This is a genomic window from Stenotrophomonas sp. STEN021, from assembly GCF_056760175.1.
In genome coordinates, this window is the sequence record NZ_JBRREH010000071.1 from 1 (window position 1) to 26116 (window position 26116).

Annotated in this window: 24 protein-coding genes; 4 read left to right on the plus strand and 20 right to left on the minus strand. The window is 64.5% G+C overall.

Annotation, left to right across the window (positions count from 1 at the left end; translation table 11 throughout):
- Positions 1 to 163 precede the first annotated feature (163 nt).
- The 13 genes from pal to ACVOL0_RS14815 all read right to left on the minus strand — a co-directional run bounded on the left by pal (position 164) and on the right by ACVOL0_RS14815 (position 13775).
- Positions 164 to 682, minus strand: a complete 519-nt coding sequence (gene pal / locus ACVOL0_RS14755; protein WP_481549731.1) for a peptidoglycan-associated lipoprotein Pal — start codon at positions 680 to 682, stop codon at positions 164 to 166.
- 61 nt (positions 683 to 743) lie between these two features.
- Positions 744 to 2063, minus strand: a complete 1320-nt coding sequence (tolB, locus tag ACVOL0_RS14760) for a Tol-Pal system beta propeller repeat protein TolB (protein ID WP_481549732.1) — start codon at positions 2061 to 2063, stop codon at positions 744 to 746.
- A 166-nt stretch (positions 2064 to 2229) separates the two neighbouring features.
- Positions 2230 to 3300 carry a cell envelope integrity protein TolA gene (tolA, locus tag ACVOL0_RS14765; RefSeq protein WP_481549733.1) on the minus strand — a complete coding sequence of 357 codons (1071 nt, stop codon included), beginning with the start codon at positions 3298 to 3300 and terminating at the stop codon, positions 2230 to 2232.
- Entirely contained in the window at positions 3290 to 3718 is a 429-nt protein-coding gene (tolR, locus tag ACVOL0_RS14770; RefSeq protein ID WP_481549734.1) for a protein TolR, read from the minus strand. The genes tolA and tolR overlap by 11 nt, the downstream gene beginning before the upstream one ends.
- Positions 3719 to 3756: 38 nt before the next feature.
- Positions 3757 to 4539, minus strand: coding sequence for a protein TolQ (gene tolQ / locus ACVOL0_RS14775; protein ID WP_481549735.1), 783 nt, complete (start codon positions 4537 to 4539; stop codon positions 3757 to 3759).
- Positions 4540 to 4559: 20 nt separating this feature from the next.
- On the minus strand, positions 4560 to 4985 hold the full coding sequence (gene ybgC, locus ACVOL0_RS14780; RefSeq protein ID WP_282269154.1) for a tol-pal system-associated acyl-CoA thioesterase: 426 nt from the start codon (positions 4983 to 4985) through the stop codon (positions 4560 to 4562).
- Entirely contained in the window at positions 4975 to 6021 is a 1047-nt protein-coding gene (ruvB, locus tag ACVOL0_RS14785; protein WP_481549736.1) for a Holliday junction branch migration DNA helicase RuvB, read from the minus strand. The genes ybgC and ruvB overlap by 11 nt, the downstream gene beginning before the upstream one ends.
- Positions 6022 to 6054: 33 nt before the next feature.
- On the minus strand, positions 6055 to 7977 hold the full coding sequence (locus ACVOL0_RS14790) for a potassium transporter Kup (RefSeq protein ID WP_481549737.1): 1923 nt from the start codon (positions 7975 to 7977) through the stop codon (positions 6055 to 6057).
- Positions 7978 to 8012: 35 nt separating this feature from the next.
- The gene (gene ruvA / locus ACVOL0_RS14795) at positions 8013 to 8600 is read right to left on the minus strand and encodes a Holliday junction branch migration protein RuvA (RefSeq protein ID WP_481549738.1); all 588 of its coding nucleotides are present in this window, start codon (positions 8598 to 8600) and stop codon (positions 8013 to 8015) included.
- Between the two features lie 10 nt (positions 8601 to 8610).
- Positions 8611 to 9132 (minus strand): crossover junction endodeoxyribonuclease RuvC, encoded by a 522-nt coding sequence (gene ruvC / locus ACVOL0_RS14800; RefSeq protein WP_282269162.1) that lies wholly within the window; start codon positions 9130 to 9132, stop codon positions 8611 to 8613.
- 73 nt (positions 9133 to 9205) lie between these two features.
- Positions 9206 to 9937 (minus strand): YebC/PmpR family DNA-binding transcriptional regulator, encoded by a 732-nt coding sequence (locus ACVOL0_RS14805; protein WP_481549739.1) that lies wholly within the window; start codon positions 9935 to 9937, stop codon positions 9206 to 9208.
- Between the two features lie 64 nt (positions 9938 to 10001).
- Positions 10002 to 10670: an esterase/lipase family protein gene (locus tag ACVOL0_RS14810; protein ID WP_481549740.1), complete on the minus strand. Its 669-nt coding sequence runs from the start codon at positions 10668 to 10670 to the stop codon at positions 10002 to 10004.
- Between the two features lie 36 nt (positions 10671 to 10706).
- The gene (locus tag ACVOL0_RS14815) at positions 10707 to 13775 is read right to left on the minus strand and encodes a TonB-dependent receptor domain-containing protein (RefSeq protein ID WP_481549741.1); all 3069 of its coding nucleotides are present in this window, start codon (positions 13773 to 13775) and stop codon (positions 10707 to 10709) included.
- Positions 13776 to 13975: 200 nt separating this feature from the next.
- Here ACVOL0_RS14815 and ACVOL0_RS14820 point away from each other — a divergent pair, with 200 nt between their 5' ends.
- Together ACVOL0_RS14820 and ACVOL0_RS14825 are read left to right on the plus strand one after the other, a co-directional pair.
- Positions 13976 to 14458: an RNA polymerase sigma factor gene (locus ACVOL0_RS14820; protein WP_481549742.1), complete on the plus strand. Its 483-nt coding sequence runs from the start codon at positions 13976 to 13978 to the stop codon at positions 14456 to 14458.
- Positions 14455 to 15468 (plus strand): FecR family protein, encoded by a 1014-nt coding sequence (locus tag ACVOL0_RS14825; RefSeq protein ID WP_481549743.1) that lies wholly within the window; start codon positions 14455 to 14457, stop codon positions 15466 to 15468. Before ACVOL0_RS14820 ends, ACVOL0_RS14825 begins: the two co-directional genes overlap by 4 nt.
- Positions 15469 to 15511: 43 nt before the next feature.
- Here the strand turns inward: ACVOL0_RS14825 and ACVOL0_RS14830 are convergent, their stop codons facing one another.
- The 3 genes from ACVOL0_RS14830 to aspS form a co-directional block, all read right to left on the minus strand.
- On the minus strand, positions 15512 to 15775 hold the full coding sequence (locus tag ACVOL0_RS14830) for a transposase (RefSeq protein ID WP_481549744.1): 264 nt from the start codon (positions 15773 to 15775) through the stop codon (positions 15512 to 15514).
- Positions 15776 to 15950: 175 nt separating this feature from the next.
- Entirely contained in the window at positions 15951 to 16472 is a 522-nt protein-coding gene (locus ACVOL0_RS14835) for an N-acetyltransferase family protein (RefSeq protein WP_481549745.1), read from the minus strand.
- Between the two features lie 3 nt (positions 16473 to 16475).
- Positions 16476 to 18233, minus strand: a complete 1758-nt coding sequence (gene aspS / locus ACVOL0_RS14840) for an aspartate--tRNA ligase (RefSeq protein WP_481549746.1) — start codon at positions 18231 to 18233, stop codon at positions 16476 to 16478.
- Positions 18234 to 18440: 207 nt separating this feature from the next.
- Between aspS and ACVOL0_RS14845 the strand changes: the two genes are divergently transcribed.
- A complete protein-coding gene (locus ACVOL0_RS14845; protein ID WP_481549752.1) occupies positions 18441 to 19361 on the plus strand; it encodes a DUF3011 domain-containing protein in 921 nt (306 codons plus the stop codon).
- Positions 19362 to 19411: 50 nt separating this feature from the next.
- On the opposite strand, the gene ACVOL0_RS14850 is transcribed toward ACVOL0_RS14845, so the two are convergent.
- From ACVOL0_RS14850 to blaCESS, 4 genes are read right to left on the minus strand one after another with little or no spacing between them, the layout of a single operon-like run.
- On the minus strand, positions 19412 to 20059 hold the full coding sequence (locus ACVOL0_RS14850; protein WP_481549747.1) for a hypothetical protein: 648 nt from the start codon (positions 20057 to 20059) through the stop codon (positions 19412 to 19414).
- Positions 20060 to 20085: 26 nt separating this feature from the next.
- Positions 20086 to 22785: a serine/threonine-protein kinase gene (locus ACVOL0_RS14855; RefSeq protein WP_481549748.1), complete on the minus strand. Its 2700-nt coding sequence runs from the start codon at positions 22783 to 22785 to the stop codon at positions 20086 to 20088.
- An 18-nt stretch (positions 22786 to 22803) separates the two neighbouring features.
- A complete protein-coding gene (locus ACVOL0_RS14860; protein WP_481549749.1) occupies positions 22804 to 24051 on the minus strand; it encodes a cation:proton antiporter in 1248 nt (415 codons plus the stop codon).
- Positions 24052 to 24104: 53 nt separating this feature from the next.
- Positions 24105 to 24992, minus strand: coding sequence for a CESS family extended-spectrum class A beta-lactamase (gene blaCESS, locus ACVOL0_RS14865; RefSeq protein WP_481549750.1), 888 nt, complete (start codon positions 24990 to 24992; stop codon positions 24105 to 24107).
- Between the two features lie 167 nt (positions 24993 to 25159).
- Between blaCESS and ACVOL0_RS14870 the strand changes: the two genes are divergently transcribed.
- Complete coding sequence (locus tag ACVOL0_RS14870; protein WP_481549751.1) at positions 25160 to 26035, plus strand: LysR family transcriptional regulator; 876 nt, start codon at positions 25160 to 25162, stop codon at positions 26033 to 26035.
- The last annotated feature ends 81 nt before the right edge of the window (positions 26036 to 26116 follow it).

Consider the following 26116-nt stretch of genomic DNA (forward strand, 5'->3'; position numbering starts at 1 on the left):
GTGTTGTTTTTTGGCGTTTGGGGGGGGGCGCTGCGTTGTTGTCCCCCGCTTAACCCCCCCCCCAAACGGGCCCCCCTTTACTCCCCGTTGGTCATTCGGGGGGGGGCCCCCCCCCGGGGCCCCCCGCGACCACCAGCATCAGTTTGAGGCTGATGCGCATCGATTACTGCGCGGTGTAGACGATTTCGACGCGACGGTTCTGCGACCAGCAGGCCTCGTTCGAATCGGTGCAGACCGGACGCTCTTCGCCGTAGGACACGACGGTCAGCTGCGAAGCCGAACCACCGTTGGCCTGCAGGGCCGAGTTCACGCCGTTGCCACGACGCTCGCCCAGGGCCTGGTTGTAAGCGCGGCTGCCGCGTTCGTCGGTGTTGCCCTGCAGGGTGATGCGCGAGGACGGACGGTCACGCAGGTACTTGGCGTGGCAAGCCATGATGGCCTGGAATTCCGGCTTGACCGAATCCTGGTCCAGGTCGAAGTAGACAACGCGCTGACGCAGGCAGGCATCGGTGTCCAGGTCGCCCGGGCCGTACAGGCCGGAGGTGGACGGGCCGGTCGGCTGGGTGGTCGAACCGGTATCAACCGGCGGCTGTGCCGGCTGTTCCTTGACCTTCTTCGAGCAGCCAGCGAGCGCGGCTACCGACAGCAGCGAAACGAGCAAAACACGAGTTGACTTGTTCATGGCTATACCTAGTGGCTCCTGGCCAATGTTGGGATTAATGCGTGGGAAGATTAACATTTTATCAACGCGCAGTGCGGTACGGCCCCCATGCCGGTTCACGCACATCGCCATCGGCCAGCACCAGGCGCTGACGCACCCGGCCGTCGGCCGACACTTCATACAACACACCACGCCCACCTTCACGAGCCGCGTACAGGATCATGCTCGCATTGGGCGCAAAACTCGGCGATTCGTCCAGCGAACCCGGCGACAACGTGCTCCAGCGCGCCGACCCCAGGCTGCTGTCCATCATCGCGATCTTGTAGCTGCTGCCTGCGCCCTGCGCAACCGCAATCTTCTTGCCGTCAAAGGATACGCTGGCCTTGGCATTGTAGTTGCCCTGGAAGGTTACCCGGCTGGCGCTGCCGCCGCTGGACGGCACCTGGTAGATCTGCGGGCGACCGCCGCGATCGGAGGTGAAGTAGACCGAGCTGCCATCGGCAGACCAGGTCGGCTCGGTGTCGATGCCGAAGTGGTTGGTCAGCTGGGTCAGCTGCTTGCTGCCCAGATCCATCACGTAGATTTCCGGGTTGCCGCTGCGCGACAGGGCCAGGGCAAGGCGGCGACCATCCGGCGAGAACGACGGCGCACTGTTGATGCCGCGGAAGCTGGTCAGCAGCTCACGGCCACCGGTGGCGATGTCCTGCACATAGATGGAGGAGTTGCCGCGCTCGAAGCTGACATAGGCCAGCTTGCGGCCATCCGGGCTCCAGCTCGGCGACAGCAGCGGCTCGGCCGAGCGCACGATGGTCTGCGGGCTATAGCCGTCGGAATCGGCCACCATCAACGCATAGCGCATGTTGGCGCCGCTGCCGCTGGCGGTGATGTAGGCGATACGGGTCCAGAAGGCACCGCGCACACCGGTGATCTTTTCGTAGATGGCATCGGCCATCTGGTGGGCGACGTCGCGCATCGCACTGGAGCGTGCGGTCATGGCCAGGCCGAGCATGCGCTCACCCTTGGCCACGTCGAACAGTTCGTACTCGACGCGGTAGGCGCCGGCGCCGGCATCCTGCACCCGGCCTACCACCAGATAGTCCTGCTTGAGTGCGCGCCAGGTCGGGTATTGCACCTCGCTGCCACGGCTGGGGCGCTCGGCGATCTGCGCTTCGGGCAGGTTGCGGAACTGGCCGGAACGGTCCAGGTCGGCACGCACCACGGCGGCTACGTCGGTCTGCGGCGCACCGGCCGAGCCTTGATAGGCCATTGGCACAACGGTGATCGGGGTAGCCGATGCGTTGCCACCAATGATGTCGATTTCCAGTCCCTTCTGCTGCGCCATCGCCGCAAGCGGCAACAACAGGGCAGTGAGGGCAAGCAGCCAGCGAGGCATTTTCTTCATGGGGCGCTCAACAGTACGGGCGAAGTGAAAAAGGGATAGCAGCAGCAAGATGAATACTTTCGCAATCATGAACGAACTATTGCGTGAAATTTACTCATCCGCTGTAAAACCACCCCGACCAAAAGGTTTCCAGTGAAATCAAAAGCTCCGGCAGGAACCTGGTTGCTCAGCGATCCTGCGCCTCGAAGTTGAAGTTCAGGTTGCGCTGGAACACCGACTCGAAGCCGCGGTAAGGCAGCGGTTGTGCGCGACGCACGGCGGCCTCGACTGAACGTTTGCCGGCTTCGTCATAGGGACAACCAGCCCCGAATTCGACATCCATCACCTCACCGCCTGGCAGCTGGCGAATGGTCAGCCGGCAACGCTGGCCGCGCGGAATCGAGTCCGGACGTATCCACTGATTGAGCACGGCCTGCTGGATCGCCGCAGCATACTTTGCGGTCAGATCGTTGCTGGTACCGCCCTGCCCCGGTGACGGCGTGCTTGGCCCGCTGGTGCCGCTGCTGGTCGCCGTCGCCTGCGCGCGGGCGCGGGCATCGGCCACCTGGCGCAGGCGCTGCTCGGCCAGCTTGGCTTCGCGTTCGGCCTGCTCGCGCTTGCGACGGATCTCGGCGATCTTCTGCTGGCGCTCCAGCTCGGCCTGGTTCTCGTTGGCCTGACGCTGCTGGTCGGCGATCTTCTTGCGATCCGCCTCTTCCTGCTGCTTGGCCAGGCGCAGCTTCTGCTCGGCCTCTTCCACGCGCTTGCGTTCGGTCAGGTCGATCTGCTCCTGGCGACGCTTCGCTTCCTGCTCCTGCTTGGCCTTTTCCTGGGAAATGGCCAAGGCACTGACGCGATCCTGGTCGACCGTATCCGGCTGAGCGATGCGCTCCTGGGCATTGTGCTGCTGCGGAGTGGGCGCGTCCTGCGGCTTGGGTTCGGCGATGGGCTGCGGCGGCGGCACGGTGTCTTCGGGCACCGGCTCGGGCTGCGCTTCTTCCACCGGCTCGGGCAGATCCGGCAGTTTTTCCGAGGCACGCAGGGCCTGCCGCGCGGCCGAGGCTTCGGCGGCAGACAGCTGCATATTGGCCTCAAGCGCCGGGTCACCGGCGGCGGCCTCGGTGCTGCGCGAAGGCGACCACACCCAGGCGATGATGAAGATCGCCGCGACCAACAGGTGTACCAGCAGTGCCAGTACGACCGGCAGGCCCCACTCGTTGCGGTTGTCGTGCGGCGGTGGCAGTGCGTCAGCGTGCATCGGTCGCCAGACCCACCTTTTCGATCTTCGCGGCCTTGATCACGTCCATGGCGTCCATGACCTTTTCATAGGCCACGCTCTTGTCGGCGGCCACGATCACCCGCAGCGCCTTGTCCTGCGAGGCCAAGGCACCCAGCTGCGCCTGCAGCGCAGCGGCATCCATGGCTTGCGGGTCCTTGGCTTCGGGCAGCTTCAGGCTCATCTGGCCATCGGCACGTACCGAGACCACGATCGGGTCCTGCTTGCTCTCCAGCGCCTTGGCGGTGGAACTGGGCAGGTCGACCTCGAAACTGAGGGTCAGCAGCGGCGCGGTCACCATGAAGATGATCAGCAGCACGAGCATCACGTCGATATACGGCACGACGTTGATCTCGGACTTGAGCTTGCGGCGCTTGCGGCGGGGAATGGCGGCGGTCATAGATGGGCTCCTGCAGTCAGAGGAAGGCGCTGGCGCACTTACTCGTCGCTGCCGCTCTGCTGGCGCTGCAGGATGGAGCTGAACTCCTCGGCGAAAGTTTCATAGCGCACCGACAGCCGCTCGACGCGGGTGGTGAAACGGTTGTAGGCCCACACCGCCGGGATGGCCACGAACAGGCCGATCGCGGTGGCGAACAGGGCTTCGGAAATACCCGGTGCAACCGAGGCGATACCGGCCTGCTCACCGCTGCTGATCATGTCGTGCATGGTCACCATGATGCCGAACACGGTGCCGACCAGACCCACGTACGGGGCGGTGGAACCGATATTGGCCAGCAGCTCCAGATTGCGTTCCAAGCCGTCCACTTCACGGGCATAGGTGGTGCGCATGGCGCGCTGCGCACCTTCCAGCTGGGTGCGGCCGTCGAAGGCACGGCGACCCTGCAGGCGCGAATACTCGCGGAAACCGGCTTCAAAGATGGCTTCCAGGCCATCAACCTGACGGTTGCGGTCGGTGGCCGAGGAATACAGCTTGCCCAGGTCGGCGCCGGACCAGAAGCGGTTCTCGAAATCGCTGGCTTCCTGGTCGGCAGCCTTGAACACGCGTGCCTTGCGGAAAATGATCACCCAGCTGATGAACGAACCGGCCAGCAGCAGCAGTACGATCAGCTTGACCGGGATACTGGCCTTGAGCATCAGGTCCAGGTAGTTGATGCCGCCGCCATGGCTGGCCTGCGCCACGGTCTGCGCAGCGGCGGCGCTGACGTCGGCCGGCAGGACCTCGGTCACGGTGGCCTGCAGGGCCAGAAGCAAAGCGATCATCCGATCTTCCTCAGTGTTGCTTAAGCGGGTTGTGTTTGAAGGGGTTTCAGTACTGCGTAAAGCGTGTCATCAAGCGCCTGCGGACGGAAGTCGCGGGCACCAACAGCGGCAAGGCGGACCTGCGCCGTCGCCAGCACCTGGTCATCGCGCATCACCGCCTGCGCCATCAGCAGGCTGGCCCGCCGGCACTGCAGCAGTTCCACCGTGGTGGTCAGCGCATCGTCCAGCTTGGCCGGCTTCAGGAAATCCAGATTCATGGCACGGACCACAAATACCTGCCCGTCACCACAACGCATGGTTTCCTGACCATAGCCGAGGGCACGCATCCATTCGGTCCGTGCCCGCTCCATGAAGGCCACGTAGCGGGCGTGGTACACCACGCCGCCAGCGTCGGTATCTTCCCAGTAAATGCGTGTCGGCCAACTGAACCGGGACTCATTCGTCATCGCGTTGCTCCGCAAACAGGTCCACTGGAGCTGGTGCGGCCTTGGGTTTGAGGCCCAGATGGCGGTAGGCCTTGCTGGTAGCCATGCGCCCGCGGGCGGTACGCACCAGGAAGCCCTGCTGGATCAGGAAGGGCTCGACCACGTCTTCCAGGGTGCCGCGCTCTTCGGACAGTGCCGCAGCCATCGATTCGACCCCGACCGGGCCGCCATCGAAATACTCCACCAGGGTACGCAGCATGCGCCGGTCCAGCTCGTCGAAGCCTTCCGGATCGACCTTGAGCATCTGCATTGCCGCTTGCGCCACCGTCTGGTCGATATGTCCGCCGGCCTTGACCTGGGCATAGTCGCGCACGCGCCGTAGCAGGCGATTGGCGATACGCGGGGTGCCGCGCGAACGCCGCGCGATCTCGCCAGCGCCTTCGGCACTGCAATCGATGCCAAGAATGGCCGCCGAACGCCGCACGATGCGGGTCAGTTCCTCGGCCGAATAGAACTCCAGCCGCTGCACGATACCGAAGCGATCGCGCAGTGGCGCGGTCAGCAGGCCGGCGCGGGTGGTGGCGCCAATCAGGGTGAACGGCGGCAGATCCAGCTTGATCGAGCGCGCGGCAGGGCCGTCACCGATCATGATGTCGATCTGGAAATCCTCCATCGCCGGGTACAGCACTTCCTCGACCACGGGTGAGAGGCGGTGGATTTCATCGATGAACAACACATCGTGCGGCTGCAGATTGGTCAGCAACGCAGCCAGATCGCCGGCTTTTTCGATCACCGGGCCCGAGGTGACACGCAGCGCCACGCCCAGTTCGTTGGCGATCACATGGCTCAGCGTGGTCTTGCCCAGCCCCGGTGGGCCGAAGATCAGCACATGATCCAGCGCCTCACGACGCGCCTTGGCGGCCTGGATGTAGATATCCATCTGCTCGCGCACCGGCGCCTGGCCAAGGTAGTCGGCCAGGCTGCGGGGGCGGATGCTGGCGTCGGCGGCGTCATCCTCGCGGGTGGCGCCGGCGCCGATGATGCGGTCGTCAGTCATTACGCAATTATGCGCCAAGCAGCTCGCATCCGATCAGATTTCCACCTGCGCACCCAATTCCACCAAGCGGTTGCCCGGAATGCGGAAGAAACCGGTGGCCGGCGCCGCGTTGCGGTGCATGAAGGCGAACAGCTTGTCGCGCCAGATCGGCATGCCACGGTTGGCGCTGGCCACGATGGTCTCGCGACTGGCGAAGAAGGTAGTGTCCATCGGATCGAAATAGATGCCGCCATGATCACAGGAACGCATCAGCGCCAGCGGAATATCCGGGGTCTCCATGAAGCCATAGCGCACATGCACGCGGTAGAACTCGTCACCCACCGAATCGATGCGCAGGCGCTGGCCCTCGGCCGCGTAGGGCATCGGCAGGGTTTCCACATGCAGGAATACGTTGCGCTCGTGCAGCACCTTGTTGTGCTTGAGGTTGTGCATCAGCGCATGCGGGACCACGGTCGGGTCGGCGGTCAGGAACACCGCCGTGCCCGGCACCCGTACTGGCGGTGCCAGCATCAGGCCCGGCAAAAACGTGTCCAGGCGGATACCGTCCTTGCGGATTTCGTCACGCAACAGCTCACGACCGCGGCGCCAGGTGCGCATCATCGTGAACAGCACCAGCCCAAGCACCAGCGGGAACCAGGCACCCTGCAGCAGCTTGGCACCATTGGCGATCACGAAGCCCAGGTCGATGAAGAGGAAGACCACACACAGGGCAATGATGGCGTGGCGCGCACGCGGCCACAGCACACGCGCCACCAACGCCAGCAGCAAGGTATCGATCAGCATCGTGCCCGACACCGAAATACCGTAAGCCACCGCCAGATTGCTGGAACTGCGGAAGGCCAGCACCAGCCCGAACACCATCACCGCCAATCCCCAGTTGATGCCCGGGATATAGATCTGGCCGATGGTGTCGTGCGAGGTATGCAGGATGCGCATGCGCGGGATGTAGCCCAGCTGCATGGCCTGGCGCGAGACCGAGAATGCACCGGTGATCACCGACTGGCTGGCGATCACCGCCGCCGCCGTGGCCAGCAGGATCATCGGGATCAGCGCCCATTCCGGCACCGCCTCGAAGAACGGATTGGCCACCGCATCGGGCCGCTGCAGCACCAGTGCACCCTGCCCCAGATAATTGAGCACCAGGCACGGCAGCACGAAGAAATACCAGGCATGGCGGATCGGTGGCGCACCAAAGTGCCCCATATCCGCATACAGCGCCTCGCCGCCGGTCACCGCCAGCACCACTGCGCCAAGGATGAACAGACCGTGCCAGCCATGTTCCATGAAGAAGCGCGCCGCCCACATCGGATTGAAGGCCTTGAGCACCTCCGGCGCGGCGATCACGTTCCAGATGCCGATTGCAGCCAGTGACAGGAACCACAGGCTCATCACCGGCCCGAACACCTTGCCGACCTTCTCGGTGCCAAAGCGCTGCGCGGCAAACACTGCCGCCAGCACCACCAGGGTGATCGGCACCACGAAGTGCCCCAGCCCCGGTGCGGCGACCTCCAGACCCTCGACCGCACCCAGTACCGAGATGGCCGGGGTGATCACGCCGTCACCGAAGAACAGCGAGGCGCCGAAAATACCGAGGATGCCGACCACATAGGCCGAGCGCGAGCCATTGCGCAGGGTGCGCTGGGCCAGCGCCATCAAGGCCATGATGCCGCCCTCGCCGTCATTGTCGGCGCGCATGATGATGGTCACGTACTTGAGCGTGACCACCATGTTCAGCGCCCAGAACGCCAGCGACAGCACGCCAAGCACGGTGTCGTGGTCGCTGGTCAGCCCGTAGTGCGGCGAGAACGCCTCCTTCAAGGTGTACAGCGGGCTGGTGCCGATATCGCCGAACACCACGCCGATGGCGCCGACGACCAGCGCCATGCCGCCGGCAGCGCCGCCGCCGTGCGCGTGGCCTTGAGTGGAAGTTTCAGACGTGGAGGAAGCGTGGGACATGGCGATCTCAGGTTGGCGTCATGCTGCCGAAAGGGTTAACGCAGCGCCGCTTGCAGCGCTTTACGGATGACCGTGGCGACATCATCGCCCTCGGCACCGGCGTCGCGCGCCATTTTGGCGGCCTCTGCCGGTTTATAGCCCAGTTGCTGCAACGCCACTGTCGCCTCGGACACCGCATCGGCACCCAGCTGGCCGGCAATGGGAGCGCCGCCACCGGTGAAATTGGCTGCGCGGTCACGCAGCTCGACCACCATACGCTCGGCGGTCTTCTTGCCTATACCGGGGATACGGGTCAGCGCGGTGACATCGCTGGTCTGGATCAAGCGCGCGAACTCGTCGACGCTGGCGCCGGACAACACCGCCAGCGCGATCTTGGCGCCGATACCCGATACCTTCTGCACATCGCGGAACAGACGGCGCTCACCTTCGCGCAGGAAGCCGTACAGCGAGACACTGTCTTCCTTCTGTGCGTAATGGGTGAACAAAACCACCTCGCGCCCCACATCGGGCAGGTCATAGAAGGTGCTCATCGGCGCCTCCAGCTCATAACCGACGCCATTGACGTCAATCACCAGCCACGGCGGGGCCTTGTGGGCGAGGATGCCGCGCAGGCGACCGATCATGCGAAAAACCTCATTTGCGACTCCAAGCCTGGCGCACATCCACCCCCAGCCGATTGGCGGTGGCGCGGACATGCGCATGGGTTATGGCCACCGCCAGTGCATCGGCGGCGTCTGCCTGTAATTTGCCCTGCAGGTTCAGCATCAAACCCACCATATGCTGCACCTGCTGTTTTTCCGCCCCGCCGCGGCCAACCACGGCCAGCTTGATCTCGGTGGCGGCGTATTCGCTGACCGGCAGGTCGCGCATCACCACCGCGCACACCGCCGCGCCGCGCGCCTGGCCCAGCTTCAATGCCGAATCGGCATTTTTGGCCATGAACACCTTTTCGATCGCCACTTCCTGCGGCTGGAACTCCTCGATCAAGGCATGCAGCCCGTGCGCCAGCAAGCGCAACCGCTGCGGGAAATCCGCCGCTCCCAACAGCACCAGTGGCGCGTGATGGACATGGCGGGCGCGGCCGTTGGCGTCGATGTCGATGATGCCGACGCCGGTGCGCTGCGAGCCGGGATCAATGCCAAGGATGCGGGTCATGCTGCCTCTATCAGTAAAAAACGGCGCCCAGCATGGCCGGACGCCGTCTCACCCGGTGGGACCGGGCGGGTCCTCAGACCCGCTCCAGGCTCGCCTGGTCAACGTTGGAATACACGTCCTGCACATCGTCCAGGTCTTCAAGCATGTCCAGCAGCTTCTTCACCTGCACGGCGGTGTCGGCATCGACGGCAACGTCGTTGTCGGCACGGAAGGTGATTTCGCTGTGATCGGCCACCAGCTTGGCCGCTGCCATCGCATCCTTTACCGACTGGAAGGCTTCCGGCGCGGTGATGACGTCAATCGAGCCATCCTCCGGATAGACCGCGATGTCGTCGGCACCGGCCTCGATCGCCGCCTCGGTGATGGTTTCCTCATCGGCGCCGGGGGCGAAGCTCAGCACGCCGAGCCGCTTGAACATGAACGACACCGAGCCTTCGGTGCCCATGTTGCCGCCGCACTTGCTGAAGGCATGGCGCACGTCAGCCACGGTACGCACGCGGTTGTCGGTCAGGCAGTCGACGATCACGGCAATGCCGCCCGGTGCATAGCCCTCGTAGCGCACTTCCTCGTACTCGACGCCTTCCAGCTCACCGGTGGCCTTCTTGATCGCGCGCTCGATGACATCCTTGGTCATGTTCGCGCTCAGGGCCTTGTCCATCGCCGTGCGCAGACGTGGGTTGTTGTTTGGGTCGCCTCCGCCACCGCGGGCAGCAACGCTGATCTCCCGGATGATTTTGGTGAAAATCTTGCCGCGCTTCGCGTCATTCGCGTTTTTGCGACCTTCGATGGAAGGACCTCGACCCATGGGAATACCGTACATCTGTCAGGAACAGGACGGTAATTCTACCTGATCCCCCGCCGTGGCCCCGTCATTGACCGTCGGCTGCCTGCCCCGCCGAAAAGCGCCCCTGGCGCAGGAAGCCGGCGGTCAGCGCGGCCACCTCGGGCGACAACACCAGCCCGCTATGGCTGACCGGCACCACGCAGTGATCGGCCAGGCCCGGCAGACGGGTCTCCGCCAGCCCCACGGTGCCATCGGATTCGCCCTCCAGCGCGCCCATCATGGCGCCCAGCCCATGTGCCACCGAGCCGGCGATCAGACCGACCTCGGCCTGCCCCTGCCAGTCCGGCAAGCCGTGCAACAGCAGGTCACCGCTACGCCCCAGTGCCGCCGCCCAGCCGTGCTCGGCCATGGAACGGGCAGTACCGCTGCCGCAGAGGGGCGAACCCAGGCAGACCACCCGCGGCACCTCCAGCGTGGGTGCCTGTCGCAGCGCCTCCAGCGCCACCAGCCCGCCCAGACTGTGCCCTACCAACGACATCGGCCCACGCCCATGCAGGCGCTGCACCAACTGCGGCACCGCCTGCGCGGGACCACCGAACACACTGGCGTAACCAAACGTATCCACCGCAAAACCCTGCGTGCGCAGGCGCCAGGCCAGCGGCAACAGCCAGGAGCGGGTGTTCCAGATCCCATGCAGGATCAGCACACGTGGACGCGAGGAGTTCTGCCAATACATGCATGCAGTTTCCGTCATCGGCCTTGTCCACCACAACGGGCAGCGACACGGCCTTCAGTCGAAGTTGTAATCCAACTGCAGCGCCAATTGCCGCCCTACCGCGCTGTAGACCTCGTCGTAGTAGTAGGGAAACCCGGTGTTGCTGCTGTCGCGCGGCGGCGCGGTATTGAACAGATTGTTGATGAACAAGGTCGCCGTTGCGTGTTGATGGATCTGCTTTGCGATATTGCCATTCCAGAGCCACAGCGGTTTGAGCCGCCCCACGCCGTCAGCGCTCGGCAAACGGCCATAACGGGTACCCGACAGATTGACCGACCAACCCTGCTGCCCCTGCCAGCCCAGGGTGGTGCGCAGGTTGCTGCGGAAGGCCAGGTTTTCACCCGAGTCCCACGAGGCTGCACGCCACTGTTCATGCAGGGTGCCCGGTGAGCGCACGCGCCGCTGTGCCCAGAACGTGTGCGACCAGACCGCGTGCAGACTGAAATCACCAACAGCGCTGCTGACACGCCAATCCAGCATCGCATCGATACCGCGGATGTGCTGTTCGGATTGGTTGGCTGCCGTCGACTCGACCATGAGGATGCGGCCATCGCCCTGCTCGCCACTGCGTACCACCCGCGAGCGTGCCTTGCGACATTCCCAGGAGCGCGGGTCCACCTGGCTCGGACTGCCATCCAGGCGCAGCCCGGTGAAACACTCGGCCTCATCACGCAGCAACAGCCCCGGCGCAATCCGGCCAATGCCGTCTTCATTGCTGACATCCCAATAATCCACGCTGATCGACAAGGCATCGCCTGCGTCCCAGACAAAACCCGCCGTGGTCGACGTACCGGTTTCCGCGCTCAGTGTCTGGTTGCGGTAGGTTCGGGTCAGGAACTCCACTTCATAACCAGCGCAACCGGGATTGGCACCTGCAAGCATGCAGCGCCTTGCATCTATCGCCTTGCCAAAGCTGCCACCGCCATCGGTGAACATCCAATGCATGTCCGGCATCTTGAAGCTGGTGGCGTGACTGGCACGCAGCAGCAGGCTGCGCGTCGGCCGCCACTCCAGACCCGCACTCCAGGTACGCGCAGTAGCGACGGCCACAGCATCGTCGTAACGGTCAACGCGACCGGCAACACTGGCCTTGATGGTCTGCGTCAACGGAATCCGCATTTCTCCGCCCACCGCATAGCGGTCGCGCACGCCCTCGCCTACGCTACCGGTGAGGTTGTAGACATCCATCTGCAGGGGCAGCACCGATGGCGTGTTGCGCAGCCGATAACGCTGGCGACTGGCTTCCAGCACCAGCGCCATGGACAAGGTGCCGGCAGCAAGGTCGGCGATGCCACCTGACACAACATAGGACGCTTCATCCACCTGGGTCAGCGCCTGGTAATGCACATTGCTGGACATGGCCGAATACTCGGCCGGGGTGATCGGGCGAAACCAATGCGCCAGATCCAGCGGCTGGATGATGGCACCGTCAGCGGTCACCCCCGACGCCGGACCGAAAAAGAACGCATTGACCTTGTCGCCCAGCAAGCGCCGCCGATCACGCTGCACCCGGTAGTCCGAACGGCCGGCGCTCAGGCTCCAGTCCAGGCGCTGCCCATATTGCCCACGCAGCCCCAGCACCAGATCCCACATCTGCTCGCGGTAGTGATCGTTGGATACATCCAGCCCGCCCACTTCCTGCGGCGTCAGCACGCGTTGCGGGGAGAGGTATCCAAAGCGCGGATCGTAGATCTGGTTGACCTTGCCGGTAGTGGCCGAATGCGGGCCGGTGATGGTTTCAAAACCGCTTGCCAGCTGGCTGCGCGCGTTCCACAACTGCAGACTGGCCCATGCCTCCGTGCGGGGTGACAGGAACCATTGTGCGTACAGCTGGGCAGACACCTCCTGCACGCCGTCCTGCAGTGACGCATAGCCGGCGTTGCGCCAGGTTCCGCAGCCACGACCGTGCGCGGCCGGGTTTGCCGGCGCGGCAAAGTTCCAATCGACGAACTCACCCTGCCAGCGCTCGCATACATCCTGTGGCAGCGGCACCAGCGCTTGAGCTGTACCTTGGCCGCGTACAAAACCCAGCCCGAGTTCTGGATCCACCGGCGAGCTCCCGTTGCCGCCGGCAGGACGTTGCAGATCGCGCTGCGAGCCGCGCAACAATTCGGCCGCAGAATATTGCACGGCATAATTGAGCCCCCAGTCTTCACCGCCGTGCCCGGCTGACCATTGCAGATCAAGACGGTCACCACCGCCTTGGCTGCTGGTACCGGTGCGCAACCGGGCCTGCGAACCACTGCGCGGCTGCTTGAGCACGATGTTGACCACCCCGGCAATCGCATCGGCACCGTAGATCGCTGAAGCGCCGCCGGTCATCAACTCGACCCGCTCAACACTGGCCAGCGGAATACTGCCCAGGCTCTGGAAGTTGCTGCGTCCATTTGAAGGAAACGGATAGTCCGGCAGGCGCCGGCCATCAACCAGAATCAGCGAACGCCCTGGCCCAAGACCACGCAGGTTCAGTGGCTGCGCGTTGGCCGAGAAGCGCCCACCGGCTCCCTGCGATTCGGCACCATAATCACTCATCCCATTCACAGCCAGCGCGTCGGTCAGCGTGAAGTGACCATCGCGCTGCATCTGCTCGGCGGTGATGACCGTCACCGGCGCCGCACTTTCAAACTCGCTGCGACGTATCCGTGAGCCGGTGACCTGCAACGAAGCCAATGAGCTTGCCACGGCCGGCATCGTCACTGGCGGCGCAGGCTTGGGCGTAGCGGCCGCAACAACGGTTGCTTGGACAATGGTGATGACCCCGCCACTGGTCAGCCGATAGCTCAGGCCGCTACCGGCAAGCAACTGCTGCAGCGCCTGGGCGATGCTGTAGCGTCCGTTCAAAGCGGGCGCGGTCTTGCCACCCAGCATCTGCGGCGCCATCAGTATCTGTAGACCAGATGTCGACGCCAATTGCGTCAGCGCCTGTTGCAGAGGCTGCTGCGGCTGCTGGTAATCGCGGGTTGCGGTACCGCTTTGTGCCCACGCAGGCACGGCCGACAAAACCAGGCACAGCAACAGCCAGCACAGCATGCCGCACCGGCCGCTCGGCACCCGCCGTTTTCCGCTACCTGCGCTGGCAATCATCCCTTCCCTCGTTGACAACCGGACTGGCACGGAGCCGGCGACCCCTCTACAGACGCAGCAAGCGCGAAACCCCTCATCTGGCAGAATCGCTGACACTAGCCCAAGCTGCGCGTGTCGCCCCAGACTGTCAACGCCTGCCAATGACCGCCGCCCAGCCGCCCATTCAGCCCCCGCCCGGCGTCGTCCGGGACACAGGGGCCATGGCGCAACAGTACCGACCTCGACTGATGCGTTACTTCAGGAACCACCTGGGTACAGTTGAAGACGCGGAAGACCTCACCCAGGAAACCCTGGTGCGGATGATGCGCGACCCGCAGGCAGACAAGGTCAACAACGTCGAAGCGTACTTGATGACGATCGCGGGCAACCTGCTGCGCGACCGCTACCGCCGCGACCGTAGCCGCCATGTTGGCCAACATGTACCCATCGACGAGAACACCGAAGGCTGGCCTACCGAAACGGTATGTGGTGAACGCGTCTACCAGGACCGCGAACGTCTGCAGACGTTCCTGAAAGTACTGGATGATCTGCCTCCGCGTTGCCAGCAGGTATTCCTATTGCATCGCTATGAAGGCCTGACCTATGGCGCCATCGCCAGCCAATTGGGCATCAGTGTCAGCGCTGTCGAAAAACACATGATGCGTGCCCTGCTCCACTTCGGCACGCGGTTGGAGCAACCATGAAACAAACCAAGCTTGAAGTCGTAGCAGACGCTGATCCAATCCGCACCCAGGCCGCGTCCTGGTTCGCTCGCCTGCACGCCGATGAACTGAGCGAACACGAGCAGGCCGAGCACCAGATCTGGCTGGATGCGGACCCCGCACATCGGCTTGCCTACGAACGGGTCGAGCGCATGTGGACGATGCTGAGCGATTTTTCTGCCATGCCCGACATCAGCCAGCGCCTGGCGGCGATTCCGGTGGCAGGCACGGAACAGGCCAGGCCACAGAACCAGCGCAGGCCGCGCCGCCTGCCATGGCTGGCGGCCTGCGCGGCAGCGCTGACTGCGCTGGTCGTTGGCTGGCGCGTGCTTGCTCCGGCACCCGTCAGCGAACAACGCTATGCCAGCGCCATCGGCGAGCAACGCAGCATCACCCTCGACGATGGCACGCAGGTGGATCTTGATACGGGTACCACACTGCGTGTGCGCTACAGCAAGCAACAACGCCGCATTGAACTGGACCAGGGCCGCGCCTTCTTCAAGGTTGCGGCCGACAGCGCGCGGCCGCTGACCGTGGATACCGCACAGGGCAGCGTGCGTGCGGTCGGCACCCAGTTCGAGGTCTATCGCCTGGATACCGGGCTGGATGTAACCCTGTTCGAAGGCAAGGTACAGCTGCGCGCCGCCGGCAGCGACGACAGCGCCGCCGTCATGGCCACGCTCAGTCCCGGACAACGCGCGCGCATGAGTGTCGGCAAGGCGCCACAGGTACAGAGCTTCCAGGGCGGCAACGCACCGGCCTGGATCGACGGCCAGCTGGTGTTTGAAAACCTGCCATTGCGAGCGGCGGTAGCAGAGTTCAACCGCTACGGCGGCACTCCACTGCGGGTCAACGATGCAGCGTTGGGCGAACTGCGGGTTTCCGGTGTATTCCGCAGCAATGACAGCAGCGGCTTCCTTGAAGCCTTGAACGCCCTGTACAAGATCTCGGCGCATACCAACGCCGCAGGCGAGAACGAGCTCAGCCGCTGATCATCATGCGCACCGCGGGCGTCCTGCGGTGCGCATTGGCCGTTCACAGTGGCTGGAGCAGGGCGCGCCTGATCCGCTCGCGCTCCCGCAGCTGCAGGTGCAACTGGGCCTTGAGGCGACGGTTCTCCTCCTCCAGACCACGCAACTGCCGCGCATGCAGCGCGCGCGTCCTGCCACAGCTACGCCGCAGCAGGGCATACGACGCCGCACTGAAACCATGCTTTCTACACAGCCCCTGCAAGCTGGCTGCAACACCGATTTCAAGCAGGAAGTCGATCACCTGCGCTTCGTATAGACGTTTCCTCATGCCTGCATAGACGCAGCAGCATGAAGAGTCCACAGCGATGCAGCGCACATTTTGAAATGGCCGCAGCTCTTGCAGGAGCGGCGTCAGCCGCGAAGCCGAACAATCTGCTGGGCCGAGGACGCCTGCTGATGGCCCGCCGTTTCTTCAACCTGCAGACCAAGCCGGTGCGGCTCAATCAGCCGGCAAGCCGTCGCAGAATGAACTCATTGTCGCGCACGCTGCCAACCGGGAACTCATAGGCACCGACCTGCTCAAAACCATGCCGTGCATAGAAACGTTGCGCGCCGAAATTCTCCGACCACACGCCAATCCACAGCGTGCGCCCCGGCGTCTGCAGCCACTGCAGGGCTGCATCGAACAACAGGCCGCCCCGGCCGCCGCCCTGGTACTGGCTCAGCACGTAAAGGCGCTTCAACTCACCGTCGGCCGCCTTGGCACCCGCATGCGGTAATCCGCAGGGGCCTGCAAAAGCGAAGCCAACGGCCTCGCCTGCCACTTCCAGCAGCCATGCCGCGTAATCACCGGACTGCAGCTGTTGCCGCTGCAGTTCGGGCGGATAGGCCGTGGCCAGGTAATCGGCCAGGTCCTGTGGCGGATACAGATGGCCAAACGTCTCCACGAAGGTACGTTCGGCCAGCGCGCACAGCACGCCAGCATCATCGGCCGTCGCGCGACGGATGCTGGCGTCAGCGGACAAGGCTCAGGCCTTGTCGGCGCGCGGACGCACCTGCACGTGCACTTCGGCCAGCTGCGCGTCGGCGATCGGCGACGGCGCATCGGTCATCAGGCACTGCGCGCCGGTGGTCTTCGGGAACGGGATGACGTCACGGATCGACTCGGTGCCGGCCATCAGCGCGGCAATACGGTCGATGCCGAAGGCGATGCCACCGTGCGGCGGCGCGCCGTAGTTCAGTGCATCCAGCAGGAAGCCGAACTTGGCGCGTGCCTCTTCGGCACCGATGCCGAGCAGTTCGAACACCGCGCTCTGCATTTCCGGGCGGTGGATACGGATCGAACCGCCACCGATCTCGTTGCCGTTGAGCACCATGTCGTAACCGCGCGAAACCGCGGTCTTGGCATGCGCACGCAGCTCGGCCACATCGTCCACCGCCGGTGCGGTGAAGGGGTGATGCAGGGCGACGTAGCGCTGCTCTTCCTCGTCCCACTCGAACATCGGGAAATCGGTGACCCACAGCGGTGCCCAGCCGTCGGCAACCAGGTTGAAGTCCTTGCCGGCCTTCAGGCGCAGCGCGCCCATGAAGTCGGAGACCTTGTTGTAACCGCCTGCACCAAAGAACACGATGTCGCCATTGCCGGCACCAATCTGCTTGAGCAGCGCAGCGAAAGCGTCTTCGGCGAAGAACTTCTGGATCGGGGAGCTGATCTCACCGTTTTCGGCAATCTTGATGTAAGCCAGGCCCTTGGCGCCGTACTTGGCGGCGTGGGCGGCGTATTCGTCGATCTGCTTGCGGCTGAGGCTGGCACCGCCCGGGATGCGCAGCGCGGCCACGCGGCCGTCGGCGTCATTGGCAGCCGCGGTGAACACCGGGAATTCGCTGGTCTTGACCAGTTCGGCCACGTCCACCAGTTCCAGCGCGATGCGCAGGTCCGGCTTGTCCGAACCGTAGCGACGCATCGCCTCGGCCCAGGTCATGCGCGGGAAGCTGGCATCGAGGTCGACGTCGACCACTTCCTTGAAGATCGAGCGGATCATGTCCTCGACGAAATCCTGCACGTCGCGCTCGCGGACGAAGGCGAATTCCATGTCCAGCTGGGTGAATTCCAGCTGGCGGTCGGCACGCAGGGCTTCATCGCGGAAGCAGCGGGCAATCTGGTAGTAACGATCGAAGCCGGCCACCATCAGGATCTGCTTGAACAGCTGCGGGCTCTGCGGCAGGGCGTAGAACTCGCCCGGGTGCATGCGCGCCGGCACCAGGAAGTCGCGTGCGCCTTCCGGGGTGGCCTTGGTCAGGATCGGGGTCTCGATGTCCTGGAAGTTGCGCGCGTCCAGGTGGCGGCGCAGCGCCTGCACCAGCTTGATGCGGGTGCGCTGCATGCGCTGCATTTCCGGGCGACGCAGGTCCAGGTAACGGTACTTCAGGCGGGTTTCTTCGCCCGGGTTCTCGTGTGCGTGGAACGGCAGCGGCGCAGCCTTGTTGAGGATGCTGATGCGGGTCGCGATCACTTCCACCTTGCCGCTGCGGATCTTGTCGTTGACCGCATGACGCGCGCGCACCACGCCTTCGACCTGCAGCACGTCCTCGTAACCGAGGCTGGCGGCGACGGCGAACACCTCCGCGTTGTCGGGCTCAACGGTGACCTGGACGATGCCTTCGTGATCACGCAGATCGATGAAACAGACGCCGCCGAGGTTACGGGCAACGTCGGTCCAGCCGGCGAGGGTCACGGTTTGGCCGATCAGGGTCTCGTCGACCAGGCCGCAGAAATGGGTACGCATGGAAAGCTCCGCAGGGGGCCCGGCACGAAACGGTGCCGGGTAGCCCCGTATTTTGGCGCTCAGCGCGGGCGGGAGCAAATCCGCCCCATCAGTCACGCCGCCTTAAGCGGGATTGCGCCTATAGTTCCGCGTCCAAACCTGAACAGGGAAGCCGCCATGAACCATCACCTCCTGCTCGCCGGCCTGGCAACCCTGTTGGGGCTGGCAATGAGCCCATCCCCTGCCGCGGCCCAATCCGGCTACCCGGGCGGCAACCAGAATGGTCCGATTCGATGCGAAAGCGTTGATCAGCGCCAGCGGGTCTGCGCCACCGGCTGGCGCAGCGCCGTGCTGACCCGTCAGCTGTCCAAGGCCCAATGCACCGAGGGTCGCAGCTGGGGCAGCAGCAACGGCAATGTATGGGTCAGCAACGGCTGCCGCGCGGAGTTCAGCGAAGGCCGGGGTGGCTGGGGAGGTGGCCAGGGCGGCTGGAACGGCAATGGCAATGGCAACCGCACCATCCGCTGTGACAGCAACAACAACCGCCAGCAGGTCTGCAATACCGGCTGGCGCAGCGCGGTACTGGTGCGCCAGGTCTCCGATACCCGCTGCACCGAAGGCCGCAACTGGGGCAGCAACAACGGCAGCGTCTGGGTCAGCGGCGGTTGCCGCGCCGAGTTTGCCGAAGGCCGCGGCGGCGGCTGGGGTGGCGGCCAAGGCAATGGCAACGGCAACGGCAACCAGACCATCCGCTGCGACAGCAACAGCAACCGCCATGTGGTCTGCAATACCGGCTGGCGTAGTGCGGTACTGGTGCGCCAGGTTTCCGATACGCGCTGCGTGGAGGGCCGCAACTGGGGCAGCAGCAATGGCGCGGTCTGGGTCAACGGCGGCTGCCGTGGCGAGTTCGCTGAGGGCCGCGGCGGTGGTTGGGGCAATGGCGGCGGCTGGGGCGGCAACAACTACTTCGTGGATTGCCACAGCAACAGCAACCGCTTGAATACCTGCCCATGGGATCGTCGCCAGGGCCGCCCGGTCATCGTCCAGCAGGCCTCTGACACGCGTTGCGTGGAAGGCCGCAACTGGGGCTTCAATGGCGACAGCATCTGGGTGAACGGCGGCTGCCGCGCCCGTTTCAGCGGCCGCTGAGCCTCGACTCAAGCCAACCCGAGGGCGCCGGCAACGGCGCCCTCTGCGTTTCAGGCCTCGCTGCCCCACGGTGCTGGCGGCAACGCCACCGGCACGCTCAGGTCGAACTCCACCTGGAACAAACGCCCATCCGGACGCGCCAGCTCGTAGACGAAACGCTTGCCCGGCACCAGTTCCATCGCCCAGGTATTACGCAGCGACGCGTTCATGCCATTCGCAGTGAACATCGCCACCGATTCGGCATCGACCGGAAACGCCTGCCGCCCTGCACTGCCAGCCTGCGTGGTATCACCGCCGTACATGGTCACCGCATCCGGGCTGCCGTCGGCATGGCGGTGGTCGTGCTTCAAGCGCAGACCGCTGTCGGTGCGGCTGATCACCCAGGTCCGCGAGTGGTCGTCACCCACATGGAACGGCACCCGCAGCTCCTGCTGTGGGCTGTCGCAGCCGCGCACATGCATCACCAGGGTCTTGCCATCGAACGGGTCCGGCGCACTGGACTGCGGCTGATTGGCGATGATGCGACCGGCAAAGGCCTGCCCGCAGTACTGCGCCAGATCGGCTAGGAACTGGTCGGCCGGCGCGACCGCCGCCGTTGCTGCTGGCGCAGTGCTGGCGGCGATTGCCGGAACAGGAAGGGCAACGCTGCCGGCCAAGGCCAGAACGCAGATCAGATTCGGGAAGGATGAGGTTTTCATGCCCCGATCCTCGCCCACACGCGAACTCAAGGCAACGCCGCACTGCCCTGAGCCTCGCCTCGCGCCGCCTGCAGCGCATTGCGCCATTCCGTGGTCACCGCCGACTCCCTGCCATACAGGGGCTCTGAAGCAGCGACGGCGGCCTGCCAATGTTGCGCGGCTTCATTGCGATTGCCGCGCTGCTCAGCCAGGCGCGCGCGCAATACCTGCTGGCGTACCGCCGCATACGGACTGCCGGCAAGCAGTGGTTGTACGCCATCCAGAGTCTGCGCCGCCGCATCCAACCGCCGTTTGGCGGTCAACCATTCGGCCCAGCCCTGCTGCACGCGGATGCCATTGGCGCTGCCGGCGGGTATGCGCGGCAGCCATAGCGCATGCGCCCGCTGCACCATGGCATCGCCGGCAACATCGCCTTGTCCGGCCAGCAACAGGCCAAGTTGCAATTGCAGATCCAGGGTATCCGGATGATCCCTGCCAATGGCCGCCGTACGTATCGCCAAGGCCTGCCGATAGCTCGCTGCAGCGGCGCCCGTCTCGCCCTGCGCCTGTGCCAGCTGCGCAGCGGTTTCAGTGATCAACGAATAGTTGTAGCTGTCCTTGCCCAGCACCTCCGCCGACAGCTGCAATGCGGTTTCAACATAGGGCCGTGCACGTGCATATTCGCCCTTGCGTATCAGCGCCAGCGCCAAGCGATTGTTCTCGCTGACCACATAGATGCTGCGTTGGCCGAAGATCTTCGGCGCACGTGCCAGGTTGGCCTCGAACGCGGCAATGGCTTCGTCCAGATCGCCGCGATCCATCACCATCAAGCTGCGTTCGGTGTTGCTGGCCCAGTAGTCATAGGACATCTCACCCAAGCTGCGCAGGAACATCGGTGTGGACTGATCAAACGCCGCTGCCGATGCGGCCAGATCTCCCTTGCGCCGGTACATCATGCCCAGATTGTCCAGTGTCACGCCGATGTATTGCTCACGCTTGCCGGCCTGGTGACGCTGCAGCGCCTGCTTGAAAGCGGCTTCGGCATCGTCATAGCGCTGCTCGGACAACAAGGACAGCCCCAATGAGTTGTAGGACTGGGCGACGCGGAAGCTGTCCGCCGGCTGCTTGCCCAGCAGCGCCAGCGCACGCCGCGCCATCTTCGCGCCTTCCGCGCCGTTGCGGTTGTTGGCGTAGCTGCCCGCCAACAGGTTGAACAGGCGCGCCGCCTCGTCCAGATTCTTGTTGCCGCCCGCGGCAGCCAGTGCTTCGGCAGCCTGCAACATCAGCGGATCGGAGCGCCGCAGATCGCCGGCATTGCGGTAGGCCAGGCCGATCACGCCCTTCAAGCGCGCCTGCACGTCCGGGGATGCATCCAGGTCCTTGTCGATGCGCGCCGCGGCACGATCCAGCACCTCGCGGGCACTGATGTCCTCCCCGCCGCGCACACCTTTCTCGCGCGGATCGGCGGCCTCGAACATCTCCACCAGAAAGCCACTGACCTGCTCGGCGATCTTGGCCTCGCGCTCGGCGGCTGCGCGTTCGGCCGCCAGACGCCACACAAACCAGGCTGCAAGCAGCAGCGCCAGCAACAGCAGCAGCGCTCCCTTCCAGTTACGCCGCAACCAACGTCCACCGCGATACAACCGACCGCCATTGCGCGCCTGTACCGGCCGGTGCTGCAGATAGCGCTGCACGTCGGCAGCCATCGCCTCCACCGAGGGATAGCGCTGCTCTGCCGGCAATGCCCCCGCCCGCACCACGATCGCGTCCAGATCGCCACGCAAAGATCGCGTCCAGTGACAATCGGCCTTGGCCAGCCCGCTGGGCGCGGCCAGCGCACTACCGCTATCGCCCGTGCCGCGCCTGCCGCCCTTGCCTGCCAACAGTTCGCTCAACACCGCAGCCAGACTGAAGACATCACTGCTCACACCTATCGCGCCGCCCGATTGCAGTTCTGGCGCTGCGTAGGCGGGGGTAAAGAACTGCGCGCCTGGTTCATTGGCCTCATCGCCCAGCAGCCGCGACACACCGAAGTCGAGCAGGACCGGATCGCCATCCCCACGTACCAGGATATTGGAAGGCTTCAGATCGCAATGCAGTACCAGCCGCGCATGTGCGGCCTGCACCGCATTGCATACCTTCAGGAACAGCTGCAGGCGCTGCCGCAGGTCCAGTTGTTTACGCGTGCAGTACGCATCCAATGCCTCACCGTGCACATACTCCATCACCAGATACGGATGCCCACCCGGCGTGGTGCCGCCGTCGTACAGGCGCGCGATGTTCGGATGTTGCAGGCTGGCAAGGATGCGTCGCTCGGCCGCCAGACGTTCGGCCACCCGTACGCCGGGCCTGCCCTGCAGGACTTTGATCGCCACCTCCTGGGCATACAGGCCATCGGCGCGCTCGGCGCGGAACACGATGCCCATGCCGCCGCTGGCCAGCCGCTGGCACAGCCGCCATGGCCCGATGACATCGCCTTCGCTCAGTTCAGAAGGCACTGCAGCGCCAAACAACTGCTGCAGCGGCTCGCGGGCGCGACCGAACTCGCAGGTCTGCGCTTCCAGCAGTTCCAGTGTTTCTGCAATGACCGCAGGATCGCCGCTCAGCCGCGCAAGCTCGCTCCGCCACTGCGACGGTTCCAGCTCACATACTGCGTCGAACAACTCGCGTACCTGTTGCCAACTATCCCGATCCACCACCACCCCCTGTGCCAGCCGCCCGCCAGATTGCGAGGCCAGCTCTGCCATGGGAATGATAAGCGTCGCTCACCGCGGTGGTACGTAAGAGTTGGCGTCTGAGGACGAAACAGTTGACGGATCATCGGCAGCAACCGCGGCATCTCTTACGAGCGTTGAATCATTGCTTTGAGCGCCTTCGTTGCTGAGCGGATCCACATCCATTGGCCGGCGGAATACCAGTGATGGCAACAATGTGGTCAATGCCGCGTACAACAGCAAGGCACCAAACAGCACCGGCGAGATCGCAAAACGCTCGCGCATGATCGCCGCCAACACCAAGGTGAAGATCAAGGTCGGCGACAGCGCCAGGGCTACCCGCAGGCTGGTACGGAAGCTTTCGCCGAACAGCAGCCGCCGCTGCAACCAGATCACGGCGATGCGCAGCGGCAGCACCACCAGGGTGATCAGCAAGCCCAGTCCCAACGCTTCAAGACTCAAGGCCTCGGCCGGCACCTTGGTGCCCGAGTTGAAGAAGTAGAACGGCACGAAGAATGAGGAAAACAGGCGCAGCGCATGCAGGTTTTCATGCGAAGCCAACGACGGCATGCGCTGCTGTAGCAGGCGTGCCACCAGGCCGGCGATGAATGCCCCAACCAGGTAGTACACGCCCAGCCCATAGGTGATGTAGGCGGCCAGCATGCCCACCATCACCAACAGCGAGAACTCCGAGCCCGGCGCGTGCGGCGCCACCCAGCGGCCCAGCCCGATGAACAGCAAGGGCAAACCCACCATCATCGCCACCAGTGCCAGGCTGGACAGCGTCATGTGCATTGGATCGCCGGCCTGTAGCACCACGAACAAGGCAGCCAGCGCCAGCAACTCGCCGGCAATGGCCTTGCTGCTGACCCAGAAACGCTCGGCATCATCCAGGCCCAACTGTGACAACGAATCCATGATGAAGCCGGTTGAAGGTGTCAGCAGTGCCAACGCCAGCAAGGCCGCCGCCTGCCATGGCAAACCAGCGTAGTGCCACGCCAGCCAGGCCATGCCTGTGAGCGTGGCGCTGCGGATCAGCAGATGGGCCAACAACGGCCACATGCCTTTGCGCAGATCGGCAAGATCCACTTCCAGGCCTGCGAACAGGAACAACGAGGAAATACCCAAGGTGGCCAGCAGGTTGACCACCGGATCGTGCGATCCATCGCCCAGCCACAGCATCGCGCCGATGCCGAACACCAGGCAGGTCAATGGCGCGGGAATATTGAACCGCTGCAATGCGCGCGGGATGACCAGCAACGCGAAGATCAACAGCAGATAGATCACTTCCCTGCTCATGGCGACGACATCCTCTGGACCAAATGCGAGGGGTCACGCCGACGAAGGAACCGTCAACGCAGCCGGGCCCCGGCCAGCTCCCCAACCTGGCGCAGGATGCCATTTCTGCCGTCATCGTCCAGTGCAGAACCCTGCAGGTAGCAGGCCAACAACCATGGCGCACCACCGGCCAGCGGCCACAGCACCGCAATGTCGTTGCTGGTGTCGCGGCCATTGCTGCCGGTCTTGTCGCCGACCCGCCAGCCCTGCGGCAACCCGGCGCGCAGGCGCTCATCACCGGTCTGGTTGTCAATCAGCCAATCGGCCAGCTGCTGGCGCGAAGCCTCGGTGAGCACGTCGCCCAGCAGGAAGCGCTGCAGATTACCCGCCATCGCCGCCGGGCTGGTGGTGTCGCGCGGGTCGCCGGGCGCGAAGCGATTGAGTTCGGGCTCGTTGCGTGCACTCAGGGTGACGCGGTCGCCGTGCTCACGCAGGAAGGCGGTAAGCCCGGCCGGGCCGCCAACCAGGGGCAGCAGCAGATTGGCTGCTGCGTTGTCGCTGACGATCAGCGTCGCCCGGCATAGATCACGCACGGTCATGTTCTTGCCGACATGGCGTTCGGTGAAAGGCGAATGATCGATGATGTCGGCCTGGCGTACCGCTACGCGCTGATCCAAGGACAACTTCCCCAGATCAGCCTGGCGCAGGATCGCGGCGGCCAGCGGGAGCTTGACCGTACTGCACATCGGAAAGCGCTCGTCCATCCGATGGCCGTAACGTGCACCGCTGAGCGGGTTCCACAGGCAGACACCCAGGCGGCCGCCACTGGTTTTCTCAAGCGTGGCGAAATCGACATCACTGACTGTCGTTGTTGCAGTGGCAGCGCGCGCCAATGCGTCCGGAATCAAAGCGCGGACCAAGGCGGCAGTGCCAAGGCCGAGAAACTGACGACGAACAAGCATTGAGACTCTCCCTGGATGTGATGGTGCCGATCTTGCCGACCACGGCGGCGCCTGACCATTGCAAAGAATCATCGGAAGGCATTAGTTAAATTTGTATCTGCGGCGGAAACTTCCACGTGATAAGCGGAATAATGCGGGTGCCCATCAAGTTTCGTCATGGCTCCGACATGATCCGCCCCCAATTGCCACTCAACGCCCTGCGCGCCTTCGAGGCCGCTGCCCGCCATCTGAACTTCACCCGTGCTGCGCTGGAGCTTTGCGTCAGCCAGGCCGCCTTGAGTCACCAGATCCGTGGACTGGAGGACCGCCTGCAGGTCAGCCTGTTCCATCGGCTGCCGCGCGGGGTTGCCCTGACCGACGAAGGCGCGGCGCTATACCCGGTGTTGACCGAGAGCTTCGACCGCATGGCGATCGCACTGGACCGGTTCACCGGCGGGCGCTTCCGTGAAGTGCTGACCGTCGGCGTGGTGGGTACGTTTGCCACTGGCTGGCTGTTGCCGCGCCTGCCCGGGTTTGAAGCCACGCATCCGGATATCGAGCTGCGCGTGCAGACCCACAACAACCGCATCGATCTGGCTGGCGAAGGGCTGGACCTGGCGATCCGTTTTGGCGATGGCGACTGGCAGGGCCAGGACTGCACGCCGATCGTCGATACCCCGTTCGCGCCACTGTGCGCGCCGGCTGTGGCTCGGAAACTGCGGCAGCCGCGTGATCTTGGCAACGTGCCGCTGCTGCGTTCCTACCGCAATGACGAGTGGCCGCGCTGGATGCAGTTGGCCGGCATCAGCGGTGTGGAAGCGCGGGGTGCGGTGTTCGATTCGTCGCTGACCTTGGCCAGTGCCGCGGCCGCGGGTGCTGGCGTGGCACTGTTGCCGCTGCGCATGTTCGAGCAGGACCTGGCCGAGGGCCGACTATTGCAGCCATTCGCACAGACCTTGTCGCTGGGACGCTATTGGCTGACGCGACTGCGCTCGCGGCAAGAGCGCGAGCCGCTGCGACGGTTCCGGCTGTGGTTGCAGGCACAGGGAGAATTGGACCTGTAGTGGGGCGCCCGGCGGCGCGGGCGCGGAACCCCGAAATCCCACCCCCCCCCCGGCGCGGGGGGGAAACAGCAAAAACCGCCC